Origin of the sequence: Kushneria pakistanensis (assembly GCF_014652795.1) — a bacterium.
GTDB classification, from domain to species: domain Bacteria; phylum Pseudomonadota; class Gammaproteobacteria; order Pseudomonadales; family Halomonadaceae; genus Kushneria; species Kushneria pakistanensis.
Genome location: NZ_BMZM01000003.1, coordinates 568,737 through 588,777, shown reverse-complemented (window position 1 = coordinate 588,777; position 20,041 = coordinate 568,737). Strand labels below are relative to the sequence as shown.

The window sequence follows — 20,041 nt, the reverse complement described above, 5'->3', positions numbered from 1 at the left end:
CCTGATGAATCATCAGGGATTGGAAGAAACATCACGTCAGGATCAGCTATCAAAAGGATTGCGCAGAACGATGGTTTCTACACGATCCGGTCCTGTCGAAATGATATCGATGGGGGTACCGATCTGTTCTTCGAGGAAATTGATGTAGGCGCGAGCATTGGCCGGCAAATCATCCAGTGAGCGAGCACCTACCGTGGATTCACGCCAGCCCGGCAGGTCGTGATACTCGGGGCTGATGGCCTCGTAACCTTCACTGTCGACCAGATTATCGATCAGTTCGCCATCCTTGGTGCGATAGCCGACACAGACCCGGATGTTTTCCAGGCCATCAAGCACGTCGAGCTTGGTCAGACACAGTCCGGAAATCGAGTTGATCTGCACGGCATGACGCAGTGCCACGGCATCAAACCAGCCACAGCGGCGGGCACGACCGGTGTTGGAACCAAACTCATGACCATGCTCGGCCAGATGGCGCCCGAACTCGTCGAAAAGCTCGGTGGGAAACGGTCCTGAACCCACGCGTGTGGTATAGGCCTTGGTAATCCCCAGCACGTAATCGAGATAGAGCGGCCCCACTCCTGAACCGGTAGCCGTGCCGCCGGCGGTAGTGTTGGAGCTGGTCACGAACGGATAGGTACCGTGGTCGATATCCAGCAGTGAGCCCTGGGCGCCTTCAAACATGATGTTCTTGTCCTGCTTGCGCAGGTTATGCACAAAGGACACTGTATCGCAGATCATCGGACGCAGCTCTTCGGCCATCGCCATGGCCTGGTCCAGCACTTCCTGGAAATCCACGGCCGGCTCGCCATGATAGCGGGTCAGCACAAAGTTGTGATAATCGAGCACTTCGCCCAGCTTGCTGGCAAAACGCTCGCGATGCAGGATGTCGCCGAGTCGCAGGCCGCGCCGCGCTACCTTGTCTTCGTAGGCCGGTCCGATGCCGCGACCGGTTGTGCCGATCTTGGCCACGCCGCGCGCTTTCTCGCGAGCCACATCGAGTGCCACATGATAGGGCAGGATCAGCGGACAGGCCGGCGACAGCCGCAGCCTTTCTCGCACGGGTACACCGCTTTCTTCAAGCTCGGCCATTTCGCTGAGCAGTGCTTCCGGTGATAGCACCACGCCATTGCCGATGACACAGGTCACATCAGGACGCAGGATACCCGACGGGATCAGGCGCAAAATTGTCTTCTTGCCATCAATGACCAGCGTATGACCCGCGTTATGTCCGCCCTGAAAGCGAACCACGGCGGAAGCCGATTCCGTCAGCAGATCGACGACCTTGCCCTTGCCTTCATCGCCCCACTGCGTGCCCAGTACTACGACATTCTTGCCCATTGTTTCATCTCTGATTCAAAGGCCTGCCCGGAACGGGCAGACGCCGGGTGTCAAATTCAGTTGGCGAGCGACTCGATGTGCCAGGCGCCATCACGATAGATGAGTTGACGATCGCAGAAATGGGCCAGTGCATCCGTTGACTGACCGGGTAACTGCTGAACAACACGTTCACCAGCATCACGCAATGCATGAATGCGCTGGCTCAAGGCCTCATCTTCTTCCATGGGTGCCCAGATACCATCATGAGAAGGCGCGCGCTGGCAAAGGGTTGCCAATTGCTTGAGGTCCATGGAACAGCCGGTCGCCGGCCGCGGCCGCCCGAAGGCGCGCCCGGTATCATCATAGCGACCGCCCTTTACCAGGGCCTGCCCATAGCCTGGCACGTAGGCGGCAAATACCAGCCCCGTGTGATATTGATAGCCACGCAGCTCTGCCAGATCAAAATAGAGAGTGACCTCGTCATAGGCAGTGCTGAGCACATGCTGCAGCGCGACCAGTTGGTCAAGCGCATCAACAATGGCCTGTGAGCCATTGGCAAAGATGTTTCGGGCACGCTCAAGCACTTCAACGCTGCCATGCAGACGCGGCAACTGTTTGAACATGGCAGCAAGAGAAGCATCAGAGATGTGTTGCTCGATCAGCGCATCGACTTCCGAGACGGCCTTGCGTTCCAGCGCTTCGAAAATCAATGATTCGACATCGTCTTCAAGATGCGCCTCTTCAGCGAGCGCCCGGTAGATACCGATATGCCCGATGGCCAGATGGACATCATTGGCTCCGGCAAAGGACAGGCTCGCAAGCGCCAGCTTCACGATTTCGATATCGGCCTCGATACCGGCATGACCGAAAAGCTCAAGCCCTGCCTGCACCGGACTGCGCCCACCCTGATGCTCATCGGCCCTGGCCCGCAGCACATGGGCGCAATAACACAATCGCACCGGTCCCTGACGTCGCAGGGAGTGAGCATCCATTCTGGCAACCTGAGGCGTCACATCCGCGCTGGCCCCCATCAAACGCCCTGTCAGCTGATCAGTCAGCTTGAACGTCTGTAAATCAAGATCGGTACCGGCGCCGGTAAGAAGGGAATCAAGAAACTCTACCGGCGGTGGCATGACCAGGTCATAACCCCAGCGATAGTAGAGATCCATCAGGCCGCGGCGCAGCGACTCCATACGCAGCGCCTGAGGCGGAAGCACCTCATCCATACCGTCCGGAAGCAGCCAGCGATCAGCAATGGTCATCGAACATGCCCTGACAGAAGTAAAAAAACGGTGGCCCCGGCCATGCCCGAACGGGTACCACATCAAGCCATCGACAAACGACAGCCACAAAAAAACCGGGGGAAGCCCCCGGTTGAAGGATACTATCACAACTCGTCAGCGGAGAAATCCCGCCCGGGCATCTTCCCTGAATTCAGGGCATGGCTGCCGAGGATGATTCACCGTTGCCCTGCTTGAAAAGCTGCAGGAACTGGTTGCTTGACGGGCTCAATACCATCAGATCGTTATGCCCCTTGAAGCTTTCACGATAGGCCTGAAGCGTGCGATAGAAATCAAAGAATCCGGCATTTTGCTGATAGGCAGCCGAATAGAGTGCCGCCGCTGCTGCATCACCTTCACCACGCGTGGTTTCGGCAATCTGACGGCCGCTGGCAAGAATCTCTTCACGCTGGCGATCGGCATCGGCACTGATTTCTTCCGCCTGACGTGTGCCCTCGGCACGATAGCCACGTGCGGCCTGTTCACGCTGTGAGTTCATGCGTTCATAAACCGCCTGCGTCACCTCACTGGGCAGCTCGATACGCTTGACGCGGATATCGAGAATGCGCACACCGAGCTCACGACGCATGGCAGCATCAAGCTGCTTGATGGGATCCACCATCAGCTCGTCACGCTCGCTGGCCACCGAATCGCCCTGCTGCACTTCCTCGGCAACTTCGCGGTTGTCGCTCTGCGCCGCCGGTCGTTCACGAATGATCTGTGTCATCGTGGTTTGACCAAACTTGTTACGCAGCGCTTCATCGGTGCGTGGTGCAATCAGACGCTCGGCTGCCTGCTCGTTGCCCCGCGTAGCCTCATAGAAAAGACCGGCATCGATGATCTGCCACTTCACGAACGAATCCACGATGACGGCCTTGGAATCGCTGGTCAGATAGCGCGTAGCGCTGGCGTCCACCGACAGCACACGGGTATCGAAAATCCTGACGGTATTGAGAATGGGCCATTTAAAGTGCAGACCCGGCTGGATGTCGTTTTCGATCACCTCACCAAAGCGCAGCTTGATGCCGCGCTCGGTTTCATTGATCGTATAAAGACTTGCGCTGCCGACCCAGGCAAGAATGCCCAGTACGATGATGATGACAAGGGCGCGATTATTGAACATTAGCGTCCCTCCCGCAGGCTATTGCGACCGTTGTTTTGCTGCTGATTGCTTCTCATGTGCTCGACGACCTGCTGAGAGAGCTGCTCAAGCTGACGCGCATCCACATTGCTCTGGTTGCGGTCGCCATCGCGATTGCCACTGTTGTCACCACGTCCCATCTGGTTAAGCGGCAGAACCGTCACTGCATCGTTGCCTTCACCCAGATCCACCAGTGCCTTGGGCGTATTCGCCAGAATCTCGGTCATGGTGTCCAGATACAGACGCTGACGTGTCACATCGGGCGCTTTTTCATACTCGCCCAACAGTGATATGAAGCGATTGGTTTCACCCTGAGCATCAGCAACGACCGCTGCCTTGTAGCCCTGGGCTTCCTCGATCATGCGCTGACGCTGACCTTCAGCTTCAGGCAGGATGGCGTCACGATAGGCATTGGCACGGTTGATGGTACGCTGCTGTTCTTCACGCGCACGGATAACGTCATCAAAGGCGTCCTGCACCTGATCCGGTGGCGAGGTGGACTCCATGTTGACCGTCTGGAGCCGGATACCGGTGCCATAGGCTTCAAGGTATGACGCCAGGCGATCATAAATATCGCCGGCCAGCTCTTCACGACCGGTGGTCAGGATCTGCTGCAGATCCATGTTGCCCACTTCCTGACGAAGGGCGCTGTCCATGGCATTTTGCAGCGTCATCTCCGGCCCACGTACGTTGACCAGAAACGCATGCGGATCCGAGACCACGTATTGAGAAGAGATACTGACACGTACGATGTTTTCATCACGCGTAAGCATGGAGTCCGTCTGACTGGCCGACCGGATCCGGGTCACATTGACACTTTCCACCCGGTCGATCAGCGGCGGGTTCCAGTGCAGGCCCGGGCCGATGGTATTGGTATACTTGCCAAAGCGGAAAACCACACCACGTTCGGACTGGTCGATCAGATGAAAACCCGATCCTGCCCAGATGACGACACCCACGATCAATACAACAATCGGCAATAAAAGAGCACTGCGGCCGCTGCCACCGCCCTTGTTGCCACCGTTGCCATTGTTGTCATCGCCGTTGTTTACCGAGCGAAGCTGGCGACGGCCCAGCAGCCCATTAAGCTTGTTGCGCAGTTTCCTGATGACTTCATCAAGATCAGGAGGTCCCCCACCCTGGTTATTATTGCCACCGCCACCACCGCGACGGTCGCCACCACTCCAGGGGTCCTGCTGGTTATTGTTGCCACCACCACCAGGCTCATTCCAGGCCATACATCTTCTCCACTGGGCAAGAGTTGCTGAACGCCAGCCTCATAACATCATTACGCGCCATTCTTACAGTAGCGCTTTGAATATCCGATCATCCTGATAATGACGGAAGCGTCCCTATTTGTAACATGTCGTCATGCCAAAGACCTGAAATTCTTCCTGGCATGACAGGATGGCGTTTTATTCCTGCCACTGCTCCCGGCCCTGCTCTGCCTGGGAGAGATAGTCATCGGGGTTTTCATCGGCACGCGACAAAAGGCGCAACAGATCATGACGCGGCAGTCGAATTTTCAGATGCGTTCTGCCTTCTTCATCAAAGCTTTCTTCCTGAACGGCGTCATGGGCAAAAAGCTGAGCGCGCAACCAGCCCTGTGAGGGCTCCAGCAGCACGGTGGTTTCTACAAGATTCGTGGCAAGGCGCTCGGAAAGGGCCTGCTCCAGCAGGTCAAACCCGGTGGCATCCTTGGCCGAAAGCCAGACAGTTTCCACCTCCTCGGTGGTGCTGCGCTCAAGACGGGGTGACATGCCCAGCAGGTCAATCTTGTTCATGACCAGAAGTCGTGGCACGTCACCGGCGCCAATTTCCTCCAGTACGGCATTGACCTGCTCGATGTGCGCTTCACGCTGCGGGTCCGCCGCGTCGATGACATGCACCAGCAGGCTGGCCTCGGCCGCTTCCTGAAGCGTGGCCCGAAAGGCCTCGACCAGCTTGTGTGGCAGATGGCGAATGAAACCTACCGTGTCGGCCATGACGATGGGCCCAACATCGCTGATTTCAAGACGCCTTAGCGTGGGATCAAGCGTGGCAAAAAGCTGGTCGGCGGCATACACCTCGGCATTGGTCAGCGCATTGAACAGTGTCGACTTGCCCGCATTGGTATATCCCACCAGCGAAACGGAAGGTATTTCTGCCCGTGTACGCGAGCGGCGATTCTGGTCGCGCTGACTGCGCACCCGGTCAAGGCGCTTGTGAATGGCCTTGATACGCCCGCGTAGCAGTCGTCTATCGGTCTCCAGCTGGGTCTCACCAGGGCCACGCAGACCGATACCTCCTTTCTGGCGCTCAAGGTGCGTCCAGCCACGCACCAGGCGGGTTGACATGTACTCAAGCTGAGCAAGCTCCACCTGCAGCTTGCCTTCATGCGTTCTGGCGCGCTGTGCGAAGATATCGAGAATCAGACCGGTACGATCCAGTACGCGACATTGAAGGGCCCGCTCAAGATTTCGTTCCTGAGAAGGCGAAAGGGAATGGTTGAAGATGACAAGCTCGGCGCGATGTGTAACGAGCATCTCGCGCAGCTCTTCGAGCTTGCCTTCACCAATCATGAGCCTGGGGCTGGGAGAGCGCCGACTGCCTGTCAGCAGGGCCGCCGGCACGGCACCGGCACTGCGGACCAGCTCCATGAATTCTGAAGTGTCTTCGCGCTCGGTGCTGTCCTGGAAGTCGATATGCACCAGGACAGCCGTTTCTCCCGAATCGGGGCGTTCAAAAAACAATCAGCGCCTCTCTATCAGCTTTCCTGACCGGGAGCAGCAGTATCCTGCGCCGGTAAACGGACGTTACGCGCGGGCACTACCGTGGAAATGGCGTGCTTGTAAACCATCTGACTGACGGTGTTGCGCAGCAAAATGACAAATTGATCAAAGGATTCGATCTGGCCCTGAAGCTTGATGCCATTGACCAGAAAGATGGAGACGGGGATACGCTCCTTACGCAGGATATTCAGATACGGATCCTGAAGGGATTGTCCTTTGGACATGTGGCTCTCCCAAAAATATTAATTGCTGTATGTTTATCGGTTTTTAACTTGCTGTAAGCGCAAGAAAGATCCACGTCCCGGAGGCTCAAGCGAGGCTCACTGGTAACCGATCATATTACGCTAAGTACCGGTGTTGCGCACGATTTTCAGCAACTGCTGCGCAACGTCGGCATCCTGCGGGTCAAGCTGAAGAGCGCCCGGCCAGCGCCGCAACCAGGTCATCTGACGCTTGGCCAGCTGCCGGGTAGCGGTCAGCGCCCTGAAGGCCATTTGGGGGCAATCGTCGCCGCGATCAAGTCCTTCCCACACCTGACGATAGCCCACACTTTTCATCGAAGGTAAATCTGGACTTAAATCACCGCGCGCGCGAAGTTTTTTCACTTCATCAACGAAGCCATTGGCAAACATTTTGTCAAGACGCTGTTTGATGCGCTCATGCAACAGCGCCCGCTTGCCGGGCAACAGTGCAATCGGATGCGGCGTGAACGGCAGCGTCACGGGTGACTGACGTGCCCAATGCGCGCTGAGGGTTTCACCGCTGACGCGATAGACTTCCAGCGCCCGCATCAGGCGCTGTGGATCGTTGGGATGAAGCCGCGTCGCGGCCTCGGGATCCACTCGGGAAAGCTCGGCATGCAGGGCGCCGGGCCCGCCCTTTTCAAGCATTTCCCCCAGCGCCTGACGAATCCCGGGATCCGCCTGAGGCATGTCGGCCGCCCCTTCCGTCAGTAGCCGAAAATAGAGCATGGTGCCGCCCACCAGCAGCGGCACCCTGCCCCGAGCGCTAATCTCTTCAATGCATTTGAGTGCATCCTCGCGAAAGGCCACACCGGAATAGGGCTCGGACGGGTCGCGAATATCGATCAGCCGATGAGGGGCGCGGGCCAGCTCCTGCGCCGAGGGCTTGGCAGTGCCGATATCCATGCCCCTGTAGACCAGGGCCGAGTCGACGCTGACAAGTTCGACGTCCAGATGTTCGTGCAGCTCGATGGCAAGATCGGTCTTGCCCACTGCCGTAGGGCCCATCAGCATGATAACCGGCGGCTGCGATGCATCGACATTCATGGTGTTGTCATCCTACTGTCCGCGCAGAAAAAGACGGTCAAGGTCACGCATCGACATTTCCGTCCAGGTAGGACGCCCGTGATTACACTGGCCGCTGCGCTCGGTACGCTCCATATCCCGTAAAAGCGCGTTCATCTCTTCAATGGTCAGCCGTCGATTGGCCCGCACGCTGCCATGGCAGGCCATGGTAGAAAGCAGATCAAACAGATGATCGGTAACGACCTGGCTGCGGCCGTAACGCTCAAGCTCTTCGAGCATTTCACGCACCAGGGCCTCGACGCTGCCGTCCTTTAAAAGCGCCGGTACTTCACGAATCAATAGCGTTTCAGGTCCTGCCGCTTCGAGCGTGACGCCCATGGCGGCAATCGTCTCCTGCTCGCGTTCGGCCAGCTCTACCTGTGCCTCGCTCACTGACATGGAGACCGGGACCAGCAGTGGCTGCGTATCGATACCCGCCCCCAGGTACTGATCCTTCATGCGCTCATAGGTAATGCGCTCATGGGCGGCATGCATATCCACCACCACCATGCCACGCTCGGTCTGCGACAGGATGTAAACTCCATGAAGCTGTGCCACGGCGTAACCCAGCGGCGGTGCCCGGGTATCATCGGCAGGCGCCACGGCCTGCGACGCACTCGAGGTCGGCGGGGTATCGGCTACGGATGATCCACGCGCAAACGATGAAACACCCGCACCGCGCGTCTGCCCATCATGATCACCGCGCCCCGCCGTGCGAGACGTCAGCAGCCGCTCTTCATGTCCCGGATGCAGGGCACGGTAGCCGGCCATGAACTCCCGAACCTGTTGCTCACCCGGTCGACTACTACTGCCATACGACGCCGTCCGGAGGCTGCCATCGGCATCCCCGGCGGACGTCTGCTTACCGGGAGTCTCACCAAGCGCCATGCGCTGCTGATCAAAGCGCGGTGCAGCAACTTCCGGCGAAGAAGGCTCGGCCCTGGGTTCGGGTGCAGTGCGCTCGTTGGGCCTGACCTCCGCCAGCGCCCGATGCAGGCTCGAAAACAGGAAATCGTGCACCAGCCGACCATCGCGAAAGCGTACTTCGTGCTTTGTGGGATGCACGTTGACATCCACTCCGTGAGCATCAAGGTCCAGATAGAGCACGAAAACGGGATGACGGCCGTGAAAGAGCACATCGCGATAGGCCTGACGTACGGCATGTGCCACCAGCCGGTCGCGGATCACCCGACCGTTGACGAAAAAATACTGCTGATCGGCCTGGCTTCGAGTGTGTGATGGCAGCCCCACCCATCCCTTCAGTGCCAGACCGGTGGCCGCCATGTCGATATGGATGGCATTTTCCAGAAAGCTGCGCCCCAGCAGCTGGGCGATGCGCTTTTCCATTGCGGCCTGACTGTTGCCGCCCATCAGCTGATGTACGGTCTTCTGGTTATGGCGCAGCACCAGATCCACATCCTGACGCGACAGCGCCAGCCGGCGAAAGGCCTCTTCAACGTGATTGAACTCGGTCTTCTCGGTACGCAGAAACTTGCGCCGTGCCGGCGTGTTGAAAAAGAGATCCCGCACCGTCACGGTGGTACCACGCGGATGCGGCGCTGGTGAAAGGCGCGGCGCCATTTCGCGGCCCTCCGCCACTACCCGCCAGCCGTTGACCGGGTCATCGCTGGTATTGGAATAAAGCTCGAGCCTTGAGACGGCACTGGTCGCCGCCAGCGCCTCACCGCGAAACCCAAGGCTTGCCACGCCCTCAAGATCGTCCAGTGAGGTGATCTTGCTGGTGGCATGACGAGACAGTGCCAGCCCCAGATCATCATGCTCGATGCCGCTGCCGTTATCGCGCACCTGAATCAGTCGACTGCCGCCGGATTCCAGTTCGATTTCAATGCGTGAACTGCCGGCATCGATGGCGTTTTCAACCAGTTCCTTGACGACCGACGAGGGGCGCTCGACCACCTCGCCGGCCGCAATCTGGTTGGCCAGACGCGGCGCCAGTGACTGAATACGACGGACACCGGATGTTGTGATGTCACTCATTTGCATCCTCCCGTGTCATGACCGCAGTGATATGGCTCATCGGGGGATCGTCAGTACCTGTCCCAGACGCAGCACATCGGTATCCAGCCCATTCACCTTGCGAAGCGCGGCCAGCGACACATTCTGACGTGCAGCGATTCCCGAAAGTGTATCGCCGGGCTGCACACGATACTCGTTGGAGGCCCCTCCGCGCTTCTGGTCACGCTGCCAGGCCAGCAGGCTGTCAGGCGGCGGACTGCGCGAGAAGTGCTGTCGAATGCCCTGGGCAATGGCATCGGCCAGCTTCTCCTGATGCGCCGGGCTCTTGAGCAGACGTTCCTCGGCGGGGTTGGTCAAAAAGCCGGTTTCCACCAGAAGCGATGGAATATCCGGTGACTTGAGCACCACGAACCCGGCCTGCTCGACGCGTGAATGAAACAGCTTGTTGAAGCTGGAGACGCGACTGAGCACGTCAGTACCGGCAGACAGCGAATCATTAACGGTGGCGGTCATGCTCAGATCCAGCAACACGCCACGCAGTACCTGATCCTTGTCATCAAGGTTCAGATCGCCATCCACGCCGCCGATCAGATCGGAGCGGTTTTCACTCTGGGCCAGCCAGCGGGCGCGCTCGGAGGTTGCCCCGTGCTGGGAAAGCGCATAGACGGACGTGCCCCGCGGTGAACTGGAGCCCCCGGCATCGGCATGCACCGAGACAAAGAAATCGGCATGGCGCTCACGCGCGATGCGCGTACGGCCTCGCAGCGGAATGAAGGTATCGTCACTGCGCGTCATATAAGCCTTGAACCCGGACATGGCATTGAGCTTGGTCTGTACGCGCCGCCCGATCTGCAGCACGACATCCTTTTCACGTGTCCCGCCGGGGCCGGAAGCGCCGGGGTCCTTGCCGCCATGGCCAGGGTCCACCACCACAATAATATCGCGCCGCGGGTGGGGCTTTGCCTTCTGGCGCGATTCCACCGTCGGCTCATTGCTGACCTGCTGCGCCACCTGCGGATTTTCTGCAGGGCGACTGCTGGCCAGCTTGCTGCGTGCCGCACGCTCCTGCTCCTGAATCATGGCCGTAATCGGGTCATCGTTACCGGAAGAAGCTGCGGGATTACTGCCGCCCTTTCCCGGTGCCAGATCGACCACCAGCCGATAGCCATGCCCGCCGCCCGGCGGCAGCTTGAAGGCATTGGGCGTGGCCTGTCGGTCCAGCTCCACGACCACGCGAAGACCGGAGCCATCGCGCACACCGGAGCGCACGTCCTTGACCATGCCACGCCCATCAACGGCGCTGCCAAGATTGGCGTTCAGGGTCGTGTTGGCAAGGTCGATCACCAGCCGTGCCGGGTTATCAAGGGTAAATACATCGGCCTTTGCCTCACTTGAGAGGTCAAAAACCAGACGCGTTCCGTCACTGTCGGTCCATTGCCGAAGCCCCTCAAGCTGTGCAGCCTGAGCAGCGGTGGCCATGAGACTCAACATGAGCATGGCAAAAAGGGTCAAAAGGGCTGCCGGAAACTTCATCACTGCCTTATCACTGTATTGGTGTTCATGGCGGTTACGCCGGACAGGCCCGGTACAGGAGCCGAAGCCATCATGAAATGTCCTGTGAAGACACCGCCAGTCGTGTCAGGGCGCGGGCCCCATGATCACTGCCGGATTCGAGCACCAGACGCCGTCCCTGTTCGATCAGCGATAGCGTAATGACAACATCGGCAGCGGGCAGCCAGCCTTCACCCCGTATCGGCCACTCCACAAGCGTCAACGACTCATCAGCAAACATGTCGCGCGCGCCCAGAAACTCGAGCTCCTCGGGATCTGCCAGGCGATAAAGATCAAAGTGATACACCCGCCCGCCATCAAGATTATAAGGCTCCACCAGCGTATAGGTCGGACTCTTGACTGCGCCGTCATGGCCCAGGGCACGTAACACGCCGCGGGTCAGGGTAGTCTTGCCGGCACCCAGCTCTCCGTTGAGATACACGATGCCGCGGTACTCAAGGGCATCGGCCAACTGACGGCCAATGGCCACCTGGGCGGCTTCATCGCCGGCTTCAAGGATGATGGTTGTCTTGCTCACGTTGTCCCACTTTAAACTGATAAGCGGCCTGCACCGGTATCGGCAGGCCGTCATGTCGATGACATCCTATCGCCTGTCGGGATTAGCGCGACGGCGCGCGTAGCATGCCAGATCACTTGCCAGCAGGCCACGCTCGCCATGTTCGCGCGCAGCATCATCAGCCGCCAGGCCATGGATCAAAACACCACTGGCCGCGGCTTCCAGCCCTGGGACCCCCTGTACCAGCAGCGAAGCAATCATGCCCCCCAGCACATCGCCCATGCCGCCGGAGGCCATGCCCGGGTTACCAAAGGGACTGATAAAACACTCACCCGGCCCCTCACCGCCGACCACCAGCGTGCCGGCGCCCTTGAGCACGATGACACCGCCGTAGCGACGGTGCAGGGCAAGGGCTGCCTGATAACGATCGGCCTGCACCTCGGCGACACTGCAGTCCAGCAGCATGGCGGCTTCACCCGGGTGCGGGGTCAGAATCCAGTCATCGCGACGCTCACCGCCATAGCCTGCCGCCAGCAGATGAAGCCCGTCGGCATCCACCAGCCGGGGGCCGGCAGCGTTCATGACGGTCTGCATCAGCCCCTGCCCCCAGGCGCCCTGCCCCAGTCCCGGACCGATCAGTACGGCGGTGGCCTTGTCGACCAGGTCTTCGATATCCAGACCGTTGCGCGCCTCGCGCACCATCATTTCCGGGCAGCGTGTCAGCGCCGGCGGAATATGCACGCTCGCCGTGGCCAGACTGACCAGGCCGGCGCCCAGCCGCGCGGCGGTTTCAGCGCTCATGATGGTCGAGCCGCCAAAACCGGGCTGACCGCCGACCACCAGCAGATGACCGCAGTGGCCCTTGTGGGTGGTGGGGCGACGCCGAGGCAACGTGTTCTGAAGCCGCTCGGGTACGAGCAGCTCACCGGTATAATCACTGTCGGTCAACGTTGTCTCGGAAACGCTCAGCGGCGCCAGCACAATCTCACCGGTGACATCGGGGGCCTGACCGGTATACAGGCCGAACTTGCGTGCAATAAAGGTGACCGTCAGATCCGCCTCGACGGCGTCGCCCAGCAGCGCCCCGGTATCGGCATTCAGGCCCGAGGGGATATCCAGCGCGATCACCGGCTGTGGCGCTGCGTTAATACACGCAATGGCACGATCAAACGGGGCGCGTATCTCACCCCGGGTACCGGTCCCCAACAGCGCATCAACAATCACGTCGGTCGTTTTCGCGATCTCGACACCCTGATGCCAGTCATCAATGGTCACACCGCTTTCGCGGGCAAGATGCACTGCCTCGGCCGCTTCATCCTGCAGCTGATTTGGCGCGCGAAGCGCCAGCAGCTGTACGTCCAGCCCCTGTCGACGGGCCAGCGCCGCCACGACATAGCCATCGCCGCCGTTGTTACCACCGCCGCAAAAAATGCACAGGCGTCGCGCCTGCGGAAAGCGCTTCATGATCTCGTCAAGGGCAGCCTGTCCGGCCTGCAGCATCAGGGCAAATCCCGGCACGCCCTGCTCGATGGTGCGTTGATCCAGTACCTGCACCTGCCGGGTGCTGTAGAGTCGTGCGTTCGCCATCATGGCGTTACTCCCTTTCAAACCATCCATGTCGTTGCTTCGGACCATACCAGCCTCGAATTCTATCGTCCGTCCGGCGCTGGAAAAGCAGTGTTGAGACCCTGTTACCCCGGGCGGGTTCCGGCCATACATGCTTTCTCGCAAGGAAAGACGCCACCACACCTTTGGCCTGAAAGCGTCTGCGCTGTCATACTGGGCACCTATAATGTCCCATCTGCCCGGCATCCAGCATGCCCCGCAATACCGAGCCTCGAGGCTCGAATGCCATGACCACAGCCTTTACGAATACTCCCGCATCCGATGGCGTTAACCCGTCGACGGCTTCTGATGCTGCCCATACGCCCGACCCCGCCGAGATGGCAGAAAAACTGCGTCTCTGGGCGCGCGAGCTGGGCTTTCAGCAACTGGGCATCACCGATACAGACCTTGATGCCCACGAAGCCTATTTGTCCCGATGGCTCGAGGCAGGCCATCACGGCGAGATGGATTACATGACGCGCCACGGCACCAAACGTACCCGTCCGGCTGAACTGGAGCCCGGTACGATACGCATTATCAGTGTGCGCATGGACTATCTGCCACCCGAGATCGAAAGCACACGGGTGCTGGGCCAGCCCGAGCGTGCCTATGTGGCACGTTACGCGCTCGGGCGCGACTATCACAAGCTGATCCGCAAGCGGTTGACCCAACTGGCGCAAAAGCTGCAAAGGGAGATCGGTGATTTCGGTTTTCGCGCCTTCGTGGACTCGGCCCCCGTCATGGAGCGGGCGCTGGCACAAAAGGCCGGCATCGGCTGGTTTGGCAAGAACGCAATGATTCTCAATCCGCAGGCCGGGTCGCTGTTCTTTCTCGGCGAACTGTATACCGACCTGCCCCTGCCGGTGGATCAGCCCTTTGAGCGTGATCACTGCGGCAAGTGCTCCCGCTGCCGCACCTGGTGCCCGACCGGCGCCATCGTGGACGACAAGGTCATCGATGCCCGGCGCTGCATCTCCTATCTCACCATCGAAAAACACGGCCCTATCCCGCTGGAGTTTCGCCGGGCCATGGGCAACCGCGTCTTTGGCTGTGACGACTGTCAATTGGTCTGCCCCTTTACACGCTTCACCCGCGCCACCCGTGAGAAGGACTTTGCCCCGCGCCACGCGCTGGACCGTGCCCGGCTGGTCGATCTGTTCAACTGGAGCGAGCCGGAATTTCTCACCCATACCGAGGGCAGCGCCATTCGACGGCTGGGGTATGAGCGCTGGCTGCGCAATCTGGCCGTGGGGCTGGGCAATGCGCCCTTCAACGAGGAGATTGTCTCGGCGCTGCGGGCACGTCTGGCCTGGCCCAGCGATATGGTGCGTGAGCACGTGCGCTGGGCGCTAACGCAGCAGTACCAGAAACGCGATGAGGATCACCAGACCGGTTCAGCGCCGCTGATCGAGGCCGGCTTTGACGATATTATCGCCCGCCAGCCGGCCTGACACGCTAGAGGGCCAGCAGATGACTGCGGTAGTAGCGCAGCTCTTCGATCGAGTCACGGATATCATCCAGCGCCAGATGCGTGCCCTTCTTGCTGAGGCCGGACAGGATTGATGGCTTCCAGCGCCGTGCCAGCTCCTTGAGCGTCGAGACATCCAGATTGCGATAATGGAAAAAGGCTTCCAGCGCCTGCATCTCGTGCTGCATGAATCGCCGGTCCTGATGGACGCTGTTGCCGCACATCGGCGAGGCGCCCTTCTCCACATGCTGCTCCAGAAAGCGCAGGGTCGCCTGTTCCGCTTCCTGCGTGGAAACCCGGCTCTGACGTACCCGCTCGGTGAGTCCCGTACCGCCATGGGTGCGGGTGTTCCAGTCATCCATCAGCGAGAGCTGTTCATCGCTCTGGTGAATGGCCATCACCGGGCCTTCGGCAATCACATTGAGCTGACTGTCGGTCACAATGGTGGCGATTTCGATAATACGATCCCGCGCGGGGTCCAGACCGGTCATTTCGAGATCGATCCAGATCAGACGTTCGTTTTGAGTACTCATGACACTTTCCGGATAGACTTGAGGGGATATCTCTCCCGACGCGCCTTGATGGGCCGGGATGAAACGCGAATGCCCTAAAGCGTACAATTGCGCGACGCTTTCCACCAGCCGGGATCGGCAGGCGCGGGAGGCCACGACAGTTCAGGAGTTTCATGAGTCAACGCAAGCTATCCCGTCAGCAACGCTGGCGTGTCGAGAAAGTACAGGCCGAGCGTGTCAAACGCGCCGAAAAGCGCGAGCAGCTCGATCAGCGCCAGCTGGCGGAAGGGGAATACGGTCCAGAACAGCTCGGACGCGTGGTGGCTCACTTCGGGCGCAACATGGAAGTGGAAGGTGCTGACGGCGTGCGCCATCTGTGCCATTTGCGCGCCAATCTCGATACGCTGGTCACCGGCGACAAGGTCAGCTGGCGCGAGGCAAGCGATGGCAGTGGCGTGGTCGAGGCGCGCCTTGAGCGTTATTCAACCCTGGAGCGTCCCGATGCCCGCGGCAGACTCAAGAGTGTGGCGGCCAACATTGATCGCATCATGATCGTGTTTGCCGTCGAGCCCGAACCCCATCCCTTCTTGATCGACCGTTATCTGGTCGCGGCTGAAGCCACCGGCATCGCCCCGGCACTGGTGCTCAACAAGATCGACCTGCTTGATGATCAGCACGTGCTGCATGAACTGGCCGGCCGCTATCGCGCGCTGGGCTATCCGGTCGTGGGCGCTACGACGCGGCGTGATGGCGGCCTTGATGAGCTGATTGATGCCATGGATGACACCACAGCAGTGTTTGTCGGCCAGAGCGGCGTGGGCAAGTCCTCGCTGATCGATGCGCTGCTGCCGGATGAGTCACTGGCCGTGGGCGAGCTCTCCGTGGATACGCGCAAGGGCCGTCACACCACGACCACGGCCCGTCTGTATCACTTCAGCCAGGGCAGCGGCGCGCTGATCGACTCTCCCGGCATCCGTGAATTCGGCCTGGGCCATCTGGATGAACGGCAGGTCGAAAACGGCTTTATCGAGTTCCGTCCGTATCTGGGCCACTGCCGCTTTCGTGACTGTCGTCACCGTCATGAGCCCGGCTGCGCCATTCTGGCGGCATCTGAGCGCGGCGAGATTTCTCCCGAACGGCTGGAAAGCTTTCGGCGCATCATTCATGAACTCAACGCACCACCGCGCTGATCGCGCACCGCCATGAGTCGAACACAAGAAAGGCCGCCCAAGGGCGGCCCTTTTTTGTGTAGTACAGGTCAGCGCCCTTACTCCTGAAACAGCAGCAGCAGTGACAGCGCGGCCAGAATCCACATGGTCGGGCGAATTTCATGGCGCTTGCCAACCCCTGCCTTGACCGCCACGAACGCCAGAAAGCCAAACACCACGCCGTGGGTAATCGAGTAGGTCAGCGGAATCAGGATCATGGCGATAAAGGCCGGAATGGCGTCATCAAACTCATACCAGTTGATGTGGCGAATCGGGTCGAGCATGAACACCCCGACCATGATCAGCGCCGGTGCCGTGGCAATCGAGGGGACCAGTGACAATATCGGCGATAAAAAGAGAAACGGTAAAAAGAGCAGCGCGGCCGTCACGGCCACCAGCCCCGAGCGCCCGCCCTGGCTGATGCCGGCGGCCGACTCCACATAGGCATTGGCCGGACTGGTGCCCAGCGGCGCGGAGATCACCGCCGACATGGCATCCACCATCATGGACTGGCGAATGTTGCGCGGCTCACCGTTGCGATCCAGCAGCTTGCCGGCCTGACATACCCCCACGAAGGTCGACAGCGCATCAAAGAACGTGGTGAACAGCACCACGAAGATGAACGGCCAATAGGCAATGTTGAGCGCTCCAATCAAATCAAGCTGCCCGACGGCGCTGAAATCCGGCAGCGCAAAGATGCCGTTGAAATTGACCAGTGTCGCCGTGCCGGTGGGGGAAAACGCACTGGCATCACCCCAGAGCCGGCCGATCGCCGAGGCCATCACCGTCGTCGTTACGATACCGATGATTAGTGCCCCCGGGGTGTTGCGTGCCACCAGAATCGCCGTGATGGCAAGCCCGATCAGAAAGGTCACCAGCGTCGGCGTCATCTCGCCCAGCCCTACCACGGTGGCCGGGTTGCTGACCAGAAAACCGGCATTGACCAGACCAATCACCGTAATGAAAAGCCCGATGCCACAGGAAATGGCGTAGCGCAGCTGCGCCGGGATCGCGTCAATGATATAGCGACGCACATTGAACACGGCCAGCACGGCAAAGAGGATCCCTGCCCAGAATACGCACCCCAGCGCCGTCTGCCAGGGAATACCCGCCCCGACAACCATCGTGTAGGTAAACAGCGCGTTGATACCCATGCCCGGTGCCACCAGAATCGGGTTGCGCGCATAAAGCCCCATCATCAGACTGCCAAAGAAGCTGACCAGCACGGTCGCGGTCAGGGCACTGGCAAAGGGAATGCCCGCAGCGCTCATGATGGTCGGGTTGACCACAATGATGTACATGGCGGCCAGAAAGGTGGCGATTCCGGCCAGGATATCGCGACGTACGCTGCTGCCCTGACTTGTTGTTTTAAAATACGATTCGAGCACGCTGACTCTCCACTTGCACTGTTTGTCCGTCCTGATACCTGAATGATTGTCGACACGTCACTGTCTTCGATGCTGTCAAAACATCACTTTCCCTGAAGACCGCCATTGCCACCGTTCGCGAGGTGCCATCGAGTGTGCAATGCTTGGGCCCCATGTTAACCCGCTCGCGTCGCCAAAAGGAGAGTGAGGATGTCACAGGATGAGGCAAGGTTCCCCCGAATTATCGAGCCCCGGGCGCTGTCAGCGCATCTTGAAGCCCCTGATCTTTTGATCATTGATGTCCCCGCCAACGCCCAGAACTATCGTGACGGCCATGTACCGGGGGCCGTTTTTCTTGATTATCGCCGTCTGCTGTCGGGTCAGGCACCGGTTGCCAACGATGTGCCCGATGAAGCCGCCCTCTCGACGCTTTTTTCCGAACTGGGCCTGACGCCGCAGACCCACGTGATTGTCTATGACGATGAGGGCGGCGGATGGGCCGGCCGACTGGCCTGGACCCTGACCCTGCTGGGTCACGATCAGTGGTCCTATCTCAACGGCGGCATTCATGCCTGGAAGGGAGAAGATCTGCCTGTCACGCCCGAGGAAACAGCGCCGACGCCTTCACGCTTTGAGGCCCGCATTGAGCGTCCGGAACTGATCATTCGTCGTGAGGAGCTGATCGAACGGCTTGAAGATCCCGCACTTGCCATCTGGGATGCGCGCAGCCCCGAGGAGTATGACGGGGTCAAGGGCAATAATCAGCGTCTGGGCCATATCCCCGGGGCGGTCAATCTCGAATGGACCGATACCATGGACAAGGGCCGCGACCTGCGCCTTCGGGATCTCTCGGAGCTGGTGGGCGAACTTGCCGCCATGGGGATCGACGCGCAAAGCGAAATCGCCACCCACTGCCAGAGCCATCATCGCAGCGGCCTGACCTGGATGATCGGTCATGCGCTGGGGTACCACATTCGTGCCTATCCGGGTTCATGGCAGGAATGGGGCAATCGGGAAGATACACCGATTGAAACCTGATGCCCCGCCCCTGCCGGCAATGTGCTTGAGCACCTGGCAGGGGTATGTAACATTGCCCTCATTCATTACTGTTTCCAGGTGTTTCTCTTGAATCGTGATCGTCTGTTTGCCCTGCTGCAATATCCACTGCCCCAGCACGCCATCTCCCGACTGGTGGGGCGCTTCGCCGATGCGCGCACGCCCTGGATTCGCGATACATTCATTCAGCGCTTTGCCAATCACTATGACGTTGACATGAGTGAGGCCCTCAATCCCGATCTGGGTAGCTACAAGAGCTTCAACGAGTTTTTTACCCGCCCGCTGCGCCCCGATGCACGGCCCATCGAATCGGGCATTGTCTCCGCGGCCGATGGTGTGCTTTCCCAGTTTGGACGCATCAATCACGGCACGCTCATACAGGCCAAGGGGCATGCCTACTCACTGACCGCCCTGCTGGGTGGCGATGAAGCCGCCGCCGCCGAGCTTCGCGAAGGCAGTTTTGCGACCGTCTATCTCTCCCCACGTGATTATCATCGCGTGCACATGCCGCTCAAGGGGCGTCTGGTGCGTACCATCTACGTACCGGGTCGGCTTTTCTCGGTCAACCATGCCACGGCGCGTGAGGTTCCGGGGCTTTTTGCCCGTAACGAACGGCTGGTCTGTCTGTTTGACACCGAGCTGGGGCCAATGGCGTTGGTGCTGGTGGGCGCGATGATTGTCGCCGGCATTGAAACCGTCTGGTCCGGCCAGGTGACACCGCAGTCTCGCCAGCCACGCAGCGATGCCTGGCGCGACACGCCGGTCACGCTCGACAAGGGCGATGAGATGGGCCGCTTCCACCTGGGCTCTTCGGTGGTCATGTGTCTGCCAAAGGCCTACACCTTCAATGAGACACTCACGCCCGGCATGAAGATTCGTCTGGGCCAGCAGCTGGCGCCGGATCCTGACATCCCGGCCGACACCCTGGTACCGGAAGAGCTGTCCTGATCGATTTTGACCCTGA

17 protein-coding genes are annotated in these 20,041 nt (G+C 59.8%); 4 read left to right on the top strand and 13 right to left on the bottom strand.

Annotated features, from left to right (window positions below):
* Positions 1-42 precede the first annotated feature (42 nt).
* The 11 genes from IE123_RS13065 to IE123_RS13015 form a co-directional block, all read right to left on the bottom strand.
* A complete protein-coding gene (locus tag IE123_RS13065; protein WP_189518896.1) occupies positions 43-1,338 on the bottom strand; it encodes an adenylosuccinate synthase in 1,296 nt (431 codons plus the stop codon).
* A 56-nt stretch (positions 1,339-1,394) separates the two neighbouring features.
* Complete coding sequence (locus IE123_RS13060) at positions 1,395-2,579, bottom strand: ATP phosphoribosyltransferase regulatory subunit (RefSeq protein WP_189518894.1); 1,185 nt, start codon at positions 2,577-2,579, stop codon at positions 1,395-1,397.
* A 172-nt stretch (positions 2,580-2,751) separates the two neighbouring features.
* Positions 2,752-3,720, bottom strand: a complete 969-nt coding sequence (gene hflC, locus IE123_RS13055; RefSeq protein ID WP_189518892.1) for a protease modulator HflC — start codon at positions 3,718-3,720, stop codon at positions 2,752-2,754.
* Positions 3,720-4,976: an FtsH protease activity modulator HflK gene (gene hflK / locus IE123_RS13050; RefSeq protein ID WP_189518890.1), complete on the bottom strand. Its 1,257-nt coding sequence runs from the start codon at positions 4,974-4,976 to the stop codon at positions 3,720-3,722. Before hflK ends, hflC begins: the two co-directional genes overlap by 1 nt.
* A gap of 177 nt (positions 4,977-5,153) precedes the next feature.
* A complete protein-coding gene (hflX, locus tag IE123_RS13045; RefSeq protein WP_189518888.1) occupies positions 5,154-6,470 on the bottom strand; it encodes a ribosome rescue GTPase HflX in 1,317 nt (438 codons plus the stop codon).
* 14 nt (positions 6,471-6,484) lie between these two features.
* Positions 6,485-6,733 carry an RNA chaperone Hfq gene (gene hfq, locus IE123_RS13040; protein ID WP_189518880.1) on the bottom strand — a complete coding sequence of 83 codons (249 nt, stop codon included), beginning with the start codon at positions 6,731-6,733 and terminating at the stop codon, positions 6,485-6,487.
* 120 nt (positions 6,734-6,853) lie between these two features.
* Positions 6,854-7,798, bottom strand: coding sequence for a tRNA (adenosine(37)-N6)-dimethylallyltransferase MiaA (miaA, locus tag IE123_RS13035; protein WP_189518878.1), 945 nt, complete (start codon positions 7,796-7,798; stop codon positions 6,854-6,856).
* A 12-nt stretch (positions 7,799-7,810) separates the two neighbouring features.
* Positions 7,811-9,814 (bottom strand): DNA mismatch repair endonuclease MutL, encoded by a 2,004-nt coding sequence (gene mutL / locus IE123_RS13030; RefSeq protein WP_189518876.1) that lies wholly within the window; start codon positions 9,812-9,814, stop codon positions 7,811-7,813.
* 36 nt (positions 9,815-9,850) lie between these two features.
* Positions 9,851-11,326: an N-acetylmuramoyl-L-alanine amidase gene (locus IE123_RS13025; protein WP_189519174.1), complete on the bottom strand. Its 1,476-nt coding sequence runs from the start codon at positions 11,324-11,326 to the stop codon at positions 9,851-9,853.
* Positions 11,327-11,396: 70 nt separating this feature from the next.
* Positions 11,397-11,882: a tRNA (adenosine(37)-N6)-threonylcarbamoyltransferase complex ATPase subunit type 1 TsaE gene (gene tsaE, locus IE123_RS13020; RefSeq protein WP_229819759.1), complete on the bottom strand. Its 486-nt coding sequence runs from the start codon at positions 11,880-11,882 to the stop codon at positions 11,397-11,399.
* 66 nt (positions 11,883-11,948) lie between these two features.
* Complete coding sequence (locus tag IE123_RS13015; RefSeq protein ID WP_189518865.1) at positions 11,949-13,451, bottom strand: NAD(P)H-hydrate dehydratase; 1,503 nt, start codon at positions 13,449-13,451, stop codon at positions 11,949-11,951.
* 353 nt (positions 13,452-13,804) lie between these two features.
* Here IE123_RS13015 and queG point away from each other — a divergent pair, with 353 nt between their 5' ends.
* Positions 13,805-14,917, top strand: coding sequence for a tRNA epoxyqueuosine(34) reductase QueG (gene queG, locus IE123_RS13010; RefSeq protein ID WP_229819772.1), 1,113 nt, complete (start codon positions 13,805-13,807; stop codon positions 14,915-14,917).
* Between the two features lie 4 nt (positions 14,918-14,921).
* Here the strand turns inward: queG and orn are convergent, their stop codons facing one another.
* Positions 14,922-15,467 (bottom strand): oligoribonuclease, encoded by a 546-nt coding sequence (gene orn / locus IE123_RS13005; RefSeq protein WP_189518863.1) that lies wholly within the window; start codon positions 15,465-15,467, stop codon positions 14,922-14,924.
* 152 nt (positions 15,468-15,619) lie between these two features.
* Between orn and rsgA the strand changes: the two genes are divergently transcribed.
* On the top strand, positions 15,620-16,636 hold the full coding sequence (rsgA, locus tag IE123_RS13000) for a small ribosomal subunit biogenesis GTPase RsgA (protein ID WP_189518862.1): 1,017 nt from the start codon (positions 15,620-15,622) through the stop codon (positions 16,634-16,636).
* 77 nt (positions 16,637-16,713) lie between these two features.
* On the opposite strand, the gene IE123_RS12995 is transcribed toward rsgA, so the two are convergent.
* Positions 16,714-18,042: an NCS2 family permease gene (locus IE123_RS12995; RefSeq protein ID WP_189518860.1), complete on the bottom strand. Its 1,329-nt coding sequence runs from the start codon at positions 18,040-18,042 to the stop codon at positions 16,714-16,716.
* A 189-nt stretch (positions 18,043-18,231) separates the two neighbouring features.
* Here IE123_RS12995 and IE123_RS12990 point away from each other — a divergent pair, with 189 nt between their 5' ends.
* Both IE123_RS12990 and asd read left to right on the top strand, forming a co-directional pair.
* A complete protein-coding gene (locus IE123_RS12990; protein WP_189518858.1) occupies positions 18,232-19,059 on the top strand; it encodes a sulfurtransferase in 828 nt (275 codons plus the stop codon).
* An 87-nt stretch (positions 19,060-19,146) separates the two neighbouring features.
* Positions 19,147-20,025 (top strand): archaetidylserine decarboxylase, encoded by an 879-nt coding sequence (gene asd, locus IE123_RS12985; protein WP_189518857.1) that lies wholly within the window; start codon positions 19,147-19,149, stop codon positions 20,023-20,025.
* Positions 20,026-20,041 lie beyond the last annotated feature (16 nt).

Excerpts from the sequence above, each read along its gene's own strand:
- IE123_RS13025 (WP_189519174.1), bottom strand. The coding sequence starts at position 11,326 with ATGAAGTTTCCGGCAGCCCTTTTGACCCTTTTTGCCATGCTCATGTTG.
- queG (WP_229819772.1), top strand. The coding sequence starts at position 13,805 with ATGGCAGAAAAACTGCGTCTCTGGGCGCGCGAGCTGGGCTTTCAGCAA.
- IE123_RS13060 (WP_189518894.1), bottom strand. The coding sequence starts at position 2,579 with ATGACCATTGCTGATCGCTGGCTGCTTCCGGACGGTATGGATGAGGTG.
- hfq (WP_189518880.1), bottom strand. The coding sequence starts at position 6,733 with ATGTCCAAAGGACAATCCCTTCAGGATCCGTATCTGAATATCCTGCGT.
- IE123_RS12990 (WP_189518858.1), top strand. The coding sequence starts at position 18,232 with ATGTCACAGGATGAGGCAAGGTTCCCCCGAATTATCGAGCCCCGGGCG.
- orn (WP_189518863.1), bottom strand. The coding sequence starts at position 15,467 with ATGAGTACTCAAAACGAACGTCTGATCTGGATCGATCTCGAAATGACC.
- hflK (WP_189518890.1), bottom strand. The coding sequence starts at position 4,976 with ATGGCCTGGAATGAGCCTGGTGGTGGTGGCAACAATAACCAGCAGGAC.
- IE123_RS13015 (WP_189518865.1), bottom strand. The coding sequence starts at position 13,451 with ATGATGGCGAACGCACGACTCTACAGCACCCGGCAGGTGCAGGTACTG.
- hflC (WP_189518892.1), bottom strand. The coding sequence starts at position 3,720 with ATGTTCAATAATCGCGCCCTTGTCATCATCATCGTACTGGGCATTCTT.
- miaA (WP_189518878.1), bottom strand. The coding sequence starts at position 7,798 with ATGAATGTCGATGCATCGCAGCCGCCGGTTATCATGCTGATGGGCCCT.
- rsgA (WP_189518862.1), top strand. The coding sequence starts at position 15,620 with ATGAGTCAACGCAAGCTATCCCGTCAGCAACGCTGGCGTGTCGAGAAA.
- IE123_RS13065 (WP_189518896.1), bottom strand. The coding sequence starts at position 1,338 with ATGGGCAAGAATGTCGTAGTACTGGGCACGCAGTGGGGCGATGAAGGC.
- mutL (WP_189518876.1), bottom strand. The coding sequence starts at position 9,814 with ATGAGTGACATCACAACATCCGGTGTCCGTCGTATTCAGTCACTGGCG.